This window comes from Alteromonas sp. ABH4_454 (genome assembly GCF_056311775.1).
Genome location: NZ_CM149972.1, coordinates 3335158 through 3345723 on the forward strand (window position 1 = coordinate 3335158; position 10566 = coordinate 3345723).

General features: G+C 44.1%; 10 protein-coding genes. 5 read left to right on the forward strand and 5 right to left on the reverse strand.

The window, feature by feature from the left end; translation table 11 throughout:
- Positions 1-243: 243 nt before the first annotated feature.
- On the forward strand, positions 244-3084 hold the full coding sequence (locus ACYX4W_RS14655) for a TonB-dependent receptor domain-containing protein (RefSeq protein WP_476073661.1): 2841 nt from the start codon (positions 244-246) through the stop codon (positions 3082-3084).
- Between the two features lie 16 nt (positions 3085-3100).
- On the opposite strand, the gene ACYX4W_RS14660 is transcribed toward ACYX4W_RS14655, so the two are convergent.
- Both ACYX4W_RS14660 and ACYX4W_RS14665 read right to left on the reverse strand, forming a co-directional pair.
- On the reverse strand, positions 3101-3976 hold the full coding sequence (locus ACYX4W_RS14660; RefSeq protein ID WP_476073662.1) for a hypothetical protein: 876 nt from the start codon (positions 3974-3976) through the stop codon (positions 3101-3103).
- Positions 3977-4174: 198 nt separating this feature from the next.
- On the reverse strand, positions 4175-4624 hold the full coding sequence (locus ACYX4W_RS14665; protein WP_474826154.1) for a GyrI-like domain-containing protein: 450 nt from the start codon (positions 4622-4624) through the stop codon (positions 4175-4177).
- A gap of 277 nt (positions 4625-4901) precedes the next feature.
- Between ACYX4W_RS14665 and ACYX4W_RS14670 the strand changes: the two genes are divergently transcribed.
- The 3 genes from ACYX4W_RS14670 to ACYX4W_RS14680 all read left to right on the forward strand — a co-directional run bounded on the left by ACYX4W_RS14670 (position 4902) and on the right by ACYX4W_RS14680 (position 6834).
- Positions 4902-5786 carry an EamA family transporter gene (locus ACYX4W_RS14670; protein ID WP_476073663.1) on the forward strand — a complete coding sequence of 295 codons (885 nt, stop codon included), beginning with the start codon at positions 4902-4904 and terminating at the stop codon, positions 5784-5786.
- 173 nt (positions 5787-5959) lie between these two features.
- On the forward strand, positions 5960-6184 hold the full coding sequence (locus tag ACYX4W_RS14675) for a hypervirulence associated TUDOR domain-containing protein (RefSeq protein ID WP_334059984.1): 225 nt from the start codon (positions 5960-5962) through the stop codon (positions 6182-6184).
- Positions 6185-6201: 17 nt separating this feature from the next.
- On the forward strand, positions 6202-6834 hold the full coding sequence (locus ACYX4W_RS14680; RefSeq protein ID WP_476073664.1) for a DNA-3-methyladenine glycosylase: 633 nt from the start codon (positions 6202-6204) through the stop codon (positions 6832-6834).
- Between the two features lie 49 nt (positions 6835-6883).
- On the opposite strand, the gene ACYX4W_RS14685 is transcribed toward ACYX4W_RS14680, so the two are convergent.
- Together ACYX4W_RS14685 and ACYX4W_RS14690 are read right to left on the reverse strand one after the other, a co-directional pair.
- On the reverse strand, positions 6884-7219 hold the full coding sequence (locus ACYX4W_RS14685; RefSeq protein WP_476073665.1) for a hypothetical protein: 336 nt from the start codon (positions 7217-7219) through the stop codon (positions 6884-6886).
- Between the two features lie 29 nt (positions 7220-7248).
- The gene (locus ACYX4W_RS14690) at positions 7249-7629 is read right to left on the reverse strand and encodes a VOC family protein (RefSeq protein ID WP_476073666.1); all 381 of its coding nucleotides are present in this window, start codon (positions 7627-7629) and stop codon (positions 7249-7251) included.
- 284 nt (positions 7630-7913) lie between these two features.
- Between ACYX4W_RS14690 and ACYX4W_RS14695 the strand changes: the two genes are divergently transcribed.
- Positions 7914-8309: a hypothetical protein gene (locus tag ACYX4W_RS14695; RefSeq protein WP_474806277.1), complete on the forward strand. Its 396-nt coding sequence runs from the start codon at positions 7914-7916 to the stop codon at positions 8307-8309.
- A gap of 54 nt (positions 8310-8363) precedes the next feature.
- Here ACYX4W_RS14695 and recD read toward each other — a convergent pair whose 3' ends face one another.
- On the reverse strand, positions 8364-10538 hold the full coding sequence (recD, locus tag ACYX4W_RS14700) for an exodeoxyribonuclease V subunit alpha (protein WP_476073667.1): 2175 nt from the start codon (positions 10536-10538) through the stop codon (positions 8364-8366).
- Between the last annotated feature and the right edge of the window lie 28 nt (positions 10539-10566).

Below are 10566 nucleotides of genomic sequence, written 5' to 3' on the forward strand. Positions count from 1 at the left end.
AATACCCGCAATACATAGCGAAACCCTACTATTTAATCAGAAATTAATTAAATGTTAACCACCTAAAGGGAGTGCGTTGTTTCATCGAAAAAAATTGATTTCGCTTGTTCCTGCTCATTAGAATGCGCGCCCTCTTAGACATAAGTATAAATCCGAATACAAATCGACATGGTAAGGCTTGCCTACAATTTTGGGCCTTATTTAACAACAAGCATATACATTCTAATTCATTAGGAACAATCCATGAAAAACATTGCAACTGCTGTTCGGTTAGCATTGGCTGGTAGTGTCGCTCTGACATCTGGCAACGTAATAGCGCAAGATTCAACGACAGCTAGCGCTGATGTTGAAAAAATTCAAGTTACAGGTTCACGTATTTCTCGTCAGGGCGCAATCGCTCCTTCGCCTGTTACCGCTATTTCTGGCGAGTCACTACTTAACTCTGGCGCGATGAACATTGGAGAGGTGCTTAACGAACTGCCTTCATTGGCGAATACGTTCTCGCTAGGTAACTCAAGTCAATTCATCGGTACTGCGGGTTTAAACATTCTAGACCTTCGCGGTATGGGCACCGACCGCACGCTTGTTTTGGTTGACGGTAAGCGCCACGTGTCTTCATCAGCGGGTACTGCTGCTGTCGATACCAACACTATTCCAACGTCATGGATTGAGCGCGTAGAAATCGTAACAGGCGGTGCATCTGCCGTATACGGTGCCGACGCTGTAACCGGTGTAGTTAACTTCATTCTTAAAAAGAATATTGAAGGGTTTGATATCAGCGCAACGCAAGGCTTTGCGCAGGAAAATGGCTATAAAAACGATAAGTACCAAGCGTCTTATGGTTTTAACTTTGACAACGACCGCGGCAATATCGCTTTTGCTGCTGAATACAGCTCTCAAGGGTCACTAGATGCTTTAGACAACCCTTGGACTGCTACACCCTATCGCAACATGAGCTTTGAAAGCATCATGGGTTACGAGCGCAGTGAAGATCAGCTAGATTCAACGGCCTACCCGGATGATATTTACACCGCTAACGCGGGTTACTACGTAATAAACAATGCGGGTGTATTCGGCGATGGCACTAAAACCTTCAACGCCGACGGTTCAATTAAAGACATTTACATTGGCGACCAAGTAGATGGTGTTTTCTGCGCAAACTGTGACTCTTTCAACCTTCGCCAGTTCACACAGCTACAGCCAGAATTTGACCGTACTAACCTAAACGTTAAAGGTAACTACGAACTTAATGACGACACTACGGTATATGCGCAAGCTAAATACGCACGCACACGTGCTATTTCTATGGCGCAACCAGCGTTCTTTTTCTACAGCGACGAAACAACTATAACGCGCAACAATGCATTCTTGGATGACAGTGTTGCTGAGTACATGGACGCAAACGGTCTTGATAGCATTGTACTAAACCGCATGATGACCGATTTAGGTGTTCGTACGGAAGCTGATGAGCGTGAAACCTATCGCTACGTGTTAGGTGTAGAAGGCTATATCAATGATGAATGGAACTACGAAGCGTTTGTAAACTACGGTAAAACAGAGCTGGAGCGTGAAAACCGCAATAACCTGATTTTGCAAAACTTCTACAACGCAATAGATGCAGACGAAGATGACAATGGTAACATTGTTTGTGCATCAGGTAGCGAAGATGGCTGTGTACCTCTAAATATTATGGGATACGGTCAAGCCTCACAAGCAGCTATCGACTATGTAAATACCACGTCTGTAGGTACTAGCAAAATTGAGCAGTACAACGCAGGTGCAACAATCGCAAATTCAGGTATCTACGAGCTGCCAGCAGGCTATGTAGGTTTCGCAGCAGGTGTTGAATACCGCAAAGAAAAAAGTGAAATTGATGAGCCAGACAACGCTGCAGGCACCTTCTTCAATGCGCTAGGCGAAGACAAGGGCGAATACGACGTCTCTGAGGTATTTACTGAAGTTACTATCCCGCTTCTTGAAGGTTTACCAGGCGTAGATATGCTTACGTTCGACACAGCGGCGCGCATTGCTAATTACTCATCTATTGGCAACGCGAAAAGCTGGAAGCTTGGTTTAGATTGGCAGGTTTTTGAAGACTTACGTGTTAGAGCAACTAAATCATCTGCCCTTCGCGCACCGAACATTAGCGAGCTTTACGGTGAAGCCAGCCAGACGTTCTTCAATGTTGACGATCCATGCCGTACAGATAACCTAGAAAACCTAGCTAATGCCGACCAACGTATTGCTAACTGCGCAGCACTTGGCGTTCCGGCAGACTTCAACTCTGACTATGATGCGGCAACGTTGGAAGGCGTAAACGGTGGTAACATCGACCTTCAAGCAGAACAGTCTATCTCTAAAACCCTAGGTTTAGTTTATACTCCAGCTTGGTTTGAAGGCTTTACTGCGACAGTCGATTACTGGGAAATTGAACTTACAGACGCCATCACCAACATTGATGGTCAAACTATTCTAGACCGTTGTGTAGACTCTGAAACAGGCATCGATAATCCGTACTGTGGTCTTATCGACCGTGATTCAGAATCAGGCGAAATTACACAAATTCGCAGCTACGCACTAAACATTGCGGGTCAAGAAGCCAAAGGTGTAGATTTCGAATTAGGCTATGACTTTGATGCACTTGAAGGTGCGTTTCGTACAAGCCTAATTGCGACTTACCTTAAAGATCGTAAAGAGTTTCCATTCCAAGACAACCCAGAGCTATTTTATCAAAACGCCGGCACTGCTGGTGAGTCTGACTGGCAAGGTGTATTCACGGTTAACTACAGCCGAGGCGATTGGGAAGCAAGCTGGAAAACGCGCTACATTGAGCGCGCAAGCATTTACGACAATCAAGAGCTAGCACGTAACCCTAACCCAAGTAACCGTATGGAACTGCCTTCATACGCAGTAACTGATGTAACTGCGGGTTACAACTTTAAGAATGGTGTAAGCCTAACCGTGGGTATTGATAACCTGTTTAACCGTGCACTACCTACGGGTACAACCGGTACTGGCTCAACCGATGCTGCCTATGACAACATCGGTCGCTTTGGCTATGTAACCGTAGCGTACAAGATGTAATTTGCGATTTAGTTCGTCACTCAAAAACCGGCGTTTTTACGCCGGTTTTTTTAAGCATATCAGACAACGGCATCAGCTTTACCTCTGCACAGAACAGCGGAGATTCACTACTCACCCACCCTGCGCAGGTAAGATGGTTGGGATCTGTATCAACAGGCGTAACCAATATATTTAGACAGTCGTTGCTTTTAAGTTGTGCTAACTGCTGGTTGTCGATGCACATGTTTTGCGAAACATAGATCATGGGGTTTTTGATTAAGTCGTAATCAAGGGCCTGCGCCCTTTCTAACATCGCCGATGACATCAAAGAAAGCGGGTAAAATTTGGGGAAATGGACCTTATTCGCAAACTCATCTACATACTGTGCTTGGTCAGCGAAAGCGCTTAATAGATAATTTTTAACGTTGCCAACAATCATCCACTTTCGTTTTAAAAAAACGCCTTCATCTAACAGCGTTCGGTCAGCCTTTTTTGAAACTTGGTCTTTGCTATATTTCAATAACGAAGAAGTAATCGACTGGTAGTCGGACTGACGATAAAAGCCCATTAAACAAGTTTTGCCCGAGGCTTTTAAAATTAAACGCTGCGATTCTTGATCACCCTTTTCCGTTTGAGTAACACGGGCGCGTTTTAATACTAGATTGAGTTCGTCTCCCACTTTCGCTGGGTTAACGAAAGTAAACTCGTAAACTGAATATTGTCTTTGCTCGATGGCAGGGGCACTTTGATTAATTTGAGTTTCTACATAAAGGCCAAGTTGAAACCCTAGCGCTATGGTGCCTTGAAAGGGGTTACCCGAAATGCACTGCCAACGCATAGGGTCGTGAAATAAATTGAAATCGTCCGTGGCATTTCGAGCGATGTCTATGTGTAATTGGGTAAGCTTATGCAATTGCTTTCCTTAAAAGAGGAACATCAACTGATTATTTAGTAATTAGACACAAACCTCGTGTATTTAAAATCATTGAAATTAAGTGGATATCGACGACTTCACGCCGTAATCTACATTCCAGTATAGAGCACGCTAGCGATAGCAACTAGTTTTCTACTTCCAATTTCATGCCGATTATTACAAGTTCGCTAAAAAGCATTACTTTATCGCTATATATACATCAATGTGATTGCCGTTTACATAGTGCTCGAAATCTACCGTGAACGTCCTTTCATACTTCGCGTTTTCTTGGGTAAAGTATTTCCAAACATCGGTCCATGCATCAATAGCGATTTGCGGCATTTCTCCTTGCTTCGTGAAAACAAGATACTTCCCCGGTGGAATAGTGATGTTTTCGACTTCTATATTTTCTGGCTCTTTCTCACCATCATAGCCTGCTAACACTGAAAAATTGCCAGCATGATCACTTTCATAGTTAAAGTACACCCCATACACGCGCTCACCGCCCACATAATCCACAGGTATGGTGTTGTCAAAGCGTTGCCATAGTGCGGGAATTTTTCCGTCTTGAGAAAACTCAGCTTCGTTATTCGTTACCACCGAAAAACCGCTTATGTATAATGGAGCAGAAAGGTGTCTTATTTCCATATCAATATTCCTTGATAATTTGCTTAGGTAATACAATGATGTTACTTGCATAATAAACGTATATTAAGCCACTACTTTGCTTTGTCGAAAATAAACAACTCGTTTATCACGCTGAAAGTGAAATAAGTTGTTTTTCAAGAAGATATAAACGCCTTGGTAAAGCTGTAGTTTAAGCTGTTATAAAACCTAGTTTTTCGAATTTTCCCGCTTATCAACGAGCATTTCGACTTCAAAACAAATATAATCCTGTTTTAACTCTTTGAAACTGCAATACATTGTGAATCGACGTTTTTTACTTGCCATACTCGCAGTGCTTTTGGCCATGATAACTATCCAATCGGGAGCATCATTTGCCAAACAACTCTTTCCTATCGTGGGGCCTGAAGGTACAAGCGCCCTGCGCGCATTCTTCGCGGCCCTAGTGTTAACAGTAATTTTCAAACCTTGGAAAGCAAGCTTAAGTGCAAGAGGATGGCGAAACGTCATTATTTATGGCGCCTGTTTGGGGGCAATGAATATCATCTTCTACCTTGCCATTGCGCGTATTCCATTAGGTATAGGCGTTGCGCTTGAATTCACAGGCCCATTGGCGGTGGCCTTTTTTAGCGCAAGAAAAAAACGTGATTTTGCGTGGGCCATTTTGGCCGTTGTTGGCGTTTGTTTACTGCTTCCGGATATTTTCGGTGCATCAGCAGAAAGCCTAGATCCTATCGGCGTAATGCTAGCGCTAACCGCAGGAGCTTTTTGGGCCGGCTACATTGTGTTTGGTAATAAAACAGGCAATGAAGGTTCAGGCGGCGTTACGGTTACCTTAGGTATGCTAGTAGCCGCCATCTGTGTGGTACCCATTGGTATAGCGAGTCAAGGCAGTGCTTTATTATCTTCAGAGGCGGTCCTCATAGGCTGCGCCGTAGGGATTTTTTCATCCGCTATTCCCTACACCTTAGAAATGAGTGCAATGCGCAATATGCCCAAGCAAACTTTTAGCATAATGATGAGTGTAGAGCCGGCTGTTGCAGCTGTAGCAGCATTTGTCATTATTGATGAAACCCTTACACTGACTCAGTGGCTTGCAGTAGCTTTAGTGGTCATAGCTACCGCTGGAAGTTCTGCTACTCAGAAACAAGTGCCCAAACAAAAGCAGCTTGAAACGCTTTCTTAGGGTTTCAAGCTTTGTTTATTAGCTCTTTTTACCTTAGTCACCATGCCTTAGTTCCCTGTACCTTACTCGGCTTTACCTTTACGTTTCTTCTTTTTTGCCGTGTTGCTTTATGAACTAAGCAGCTATTTTCACCGTTTAACACTGTGTAAGTAGTAAAACTATCGCAACAGGGAATGATGATGAAGCACTACGCGGTAAATACAGAAGTTGAATGGGAATGGGGTAATGGCAGTGCCACAGGCAATATAAGAGAGAAATTCACTAGCGATGTTGAACGCACTATTAAAGGTTCATCTGTAAAGCGTGAAGCGAGCGATAGTGACCCTGCCTATCTTATTGAACAAGACGACGGCAGTAAGGTTTTAAAATCTCACAGCGAAATTAAAAAATCGTCTTAACTTATTTTCAATCTACTTTGAAAAAGATACAGCTTTCTTTTTTCACTGAGAGTGATGTGGTCAATATAGCGAGGCTACTCGTTGGCAATTTTCTCTTTAGTAAGGTCGGTGGTAAACTCACCGGAGGAATGATCACAGAAACTGAAGCTTATTGCGGTGAACGGGATCTCGCCATGCAAAAGCACTTATTGCGCCGGCCTTCATCTATGGCAACGCTAGAACAAAGGGGCGGCATCGCTTACATCTACACGGTTTACGGTTACCACAGCATGTTCAATATTGTCACTAACGAGGTGGGCTATACTGATTCTGTGCTTATCCGAGCAATCAGTCCTACCGTGGGCTTAGATATAATGCAGAAACGACGAGGGTCAAACGTTGCCGTGCGTAACTTGTGCTCTGGCCCAGCGAGGCTATCGCAAGCTTTAGCGTTAACACCAGCTCTAAATGGCGAACCCGTGGTAAACAACAATACTATCTGGTTTGAGAGCAACGCCGAATTTAACGCCGCCAAAAGTATTACCAGCGCACCCCGCATAGGCATAGATTACGCCAGAGAAGATAAAAACGAAGATAGAAAAGACGATAAAAGCGAAGCGCATGCCACACGGGATGATACAAGCCTACCTTGGCGCTTCACACTGAAATAGAGTGTATGAAAAGGCTTAATACCGCACTTCGCACTATCTTTACTCAAGCCTAGTTAGTTAGGGCATATGTAAGCTTACAGTCTATATACTTCAACAGTTTGTTTACTACCCTTGGTACGGCGATATCTCCAGTAGCATCTTTGGCTTCTACAAAAATATCACAGTCATCGTACTGAATTTGCTGGCGTATAACATAGTCGTTGAGTTCGTCGAACAGCGTTTCTTTTAAAGGTACCATGCCGACAAAAACATCAATCTCTTGATCATCAGCATTTCCTTCGCGCTTGATAAAATAAGCGCCATTAATTTCTCTTTTTAGCGTATAGGCCTGCATGGCATCTAACTTTGTTAAGCGAAAGTACACGCTTATTTGTTTTTTTGTCACTGGTTATCTCGGGTTTTTAATTTTAACGGTTACCGCTTAATTTCTACTTTCCAAGGCGGGTTTACTCTGTTTTCCCCCGCCCAATAAAGCTTTATTTTATTGCCAGATGGGTCTTTTAAAATAGCTTCTTTCCACAGATAGCGTTGTTCAGTAGGCGGTTGCTCAAAATGAATCCCCTTTTCTACGAGCGATGTATATAGCTCGTCTAACGCTTCATGCTCAAAGTAAATCACGCTGTGATTTTGTACGCTTTCGCTTTCTAAAGAGAGTGAAAACGTAGAGTTGCCTTCAGGGCAAGTAAACCTTGCGTAATGTGGTGTATCAACAATTTGGGTGAACCCAAGTGTAAGATAAAACTCAACCGCTTCAGTCATATTTGTAACAGGCAGTGTAACTTGATTCAATTCCATGAGCACTTGCTCCTTATGTAAGATATCTAAACTGCGTTAGCATAGTCGCGATTACCTCAAGCTACCGCTAGGTCGTCACAAGCCAAAGCTAATAATACCTTAGAAAACCTCATTGAGTCTGCTGTCTTGTGAACAATCACTTGTTCATACCTCTATATTGGCGCAGTTGTAAACGCTTTAGACTAGCATTGCTTCCGCTTGATCCACATCAACGCAGGAAAAACGTAACTCCTCCACAATAAAGTCATCAGAATTACCTCGTGAAACTTTGTATGCTAACGCTAGTGAATAATACAGATGCAAATGATGATATTGTGCCGGAGTCACATGGGCTATATCGGCTGCATATAAAGCCGAATACGCAGATGGCGATAGAAAACAAACCTGTTTTCGGTGCGAACATTACATTACACAGCAGCTTTTTAAAGCACGACCATTTTGTTGCGACACCCAATAATATATTGGGTTGGCTAGATCACTTCGGCTTGTCGCACTTCTCCATAAAAGCCGAAACTAACCGCCTAGAAAATGACGACATTTCTGTGCTTTTTCCTTCACAGTTTTTAAACGCTGAAGGCGGCATTTTGCGCGTAACCGCCCCAACCCGCATTTACCTAATTAGCAAGACCCCTATCGAAATCAACAAACACGGCCTGTGTCTTTTTACGCCTGTGAAATAACAATGCAGAAATGTACTCTGACCCCACAATTTTGGAGTCAGAGTACATTTTCATCTACTCGATTTCTGCGGTGGCGTTTGATGTGCTCTTTAAGTGCAGGCTGATTGCTTCTGACAACCCTGAATAGCGCTTATCTACTCGCTGAACCATGTGGCTAAATGTCGTATTGTCTGAAATGATCAAACAACCATCTTTGGCTCGGGTTAAGCCGGTATACACTAGCCCCCGATGAAATAGGTTGGCGGCTTTCTCACTATCGGGCTTAGGCAGTATAAGTACAACGTGGTTAAATTCAGAGCCCTGGGACTTGTGAATGGTCATGGCATATACGGTTTCAAACTGCGGCACTCTAGATAACGATATGCTGCGTAGCGCTTGTTTTTGCATTTGGTTTTGTACGCCAGTAGCATTCTCGACCGTACCTGACGAGGTTTGTTGGTCTGCACCTTTGGCGTCTTGATAAAACCATGCATACAGCTTACCCGTGCTATCAGGCCAGATTACGCCTACTTCACCGTTAGATAGCCGCTGTGGATGATGATTCTTTACAATCATTATGGGCTGACCTTGATAGAAGTGCCCTTCTCGCTTTTTAATTTTGTGCTTGATGGCATCGAACACTAAGCTATTTAGGCCCTCTACTCCCATTGCGCCCTTGCGAACCGGTGTGAGCCACCTGACATAGTTCAGGCGGTTAAGCGCTTCTTCGGCACTATCGGCATCAAAAATGGGAAAGAAGCTTTCTTTAGCCAATTCATGTAAATCACGACTATCAACTTCACCTTCTGACAATAGATGCACGCCTTCTTTTAAGCGTGACTTAGTGGTGGCAGCTAGGTTTGCGGTTTTACTACTTCCATCGCCCCCTTCGGCGATGGCAGCGATCGCTCCACCAGCATCCCCTTTCTGAATGGCCGTCGCCACTTTTGCTACTTGGCCTTTGAAACGCTGCGGTGCCTGCAATGTTGCCACATAGCTTTTAGCTTGCTCATTTACAGGTAACATAGGAAGATGAGGACACATCGTGGCAATATGCTGGCGCATTAACGAAGGTACGCCCCCCAATGAAAGCGGGCCGTTATCACTGTGTGAGCGATTTTCGCCACTCGGTGATTCATTTTCTTGTACGTCAAAGCGTGTGGTGTCACTAACCAGCTGTTCTAACACATTGCCAAGCTCAACGGCTGGAAGCTGGTCGGCATCACCGATAAAATAGAGACGTGCATGGTCTGGCAATGCGCGAACAATGCGCGTCATTAACGCTAAGTCGACCATACTTGCCTCATCGACGATGAGCACATCGGCGGCTAATTGGTTGTGCTGGTTGTACTTGGTCGATACACCGTATTCCCGCAAACCTAACAGTCTATGCAGCGTTACAGCATCAGTAGGCACGTTATCAAGCGCAGCATCTTCCACCTTGCCGCGAAGCCCTTCAATGCTGTTAACGATAGACTCGGTCATACGTTGCTGCGCTTTACCGGTGGGGGCAGCCAATACAATATTTAGGTCTTTGTCACACGCCTGTAGCGCCAGTAATAGACGTAACACGGTATAGGTTTTACCCGTTCCAGGCCCACCGTTTACGACACAAAACCCCTGCATCAAGCTTTTAGCAACAGCAATTTGCTGCCAATCTTGTTTATCTGTAGTTTCGGTAGGGAATATAGCGGGCCACAACTGCTTTACTTTTTCATTTGCGTCTTCTGTTAACGGCGTAAGCGCCGCTCGCTTCACTATGTCTCGCGCTACCTCTTGTTCAAACTCATAATAGCGACGGCTATACAGCCTGCCGTTTTCATAAACAAATAGCTGAGCAACTTGTTCGTTCTCCAAAGCGCTTTTTACAATTTTTAGTAAAGGCGTAAGTTGAGGTAGTACTAAACCTGTCTTAAGGGCTTGTTCTGGCTCTTGTTGATATATGCCCCCTTGGGAATTGTGAATAGATGATGCACTTTCGCGTTCTTGCGCTTCGGTCATCGAACCAACGGTTTGCCCGGTGTCGTCTTCCTTAAATAGGGTTGTTCCAGCTACTTCTTTAAGATAGATACAGCTATGCCCATTACGCTGCATATATGACAAATACGCCAGTACTCCAGCCCAGATAAACCTCTCTTCTTGTGCGAGTTCATCAATAAAGCCAAATTCTTTTGCGACAAATTTGTCGATAGCTTCGATGCCAAACAAGTTATCGAAAAACGACGATACAGAATGTTGATTGTTGTTCATTATTTTCCTAACTATATTGTCCTTGATG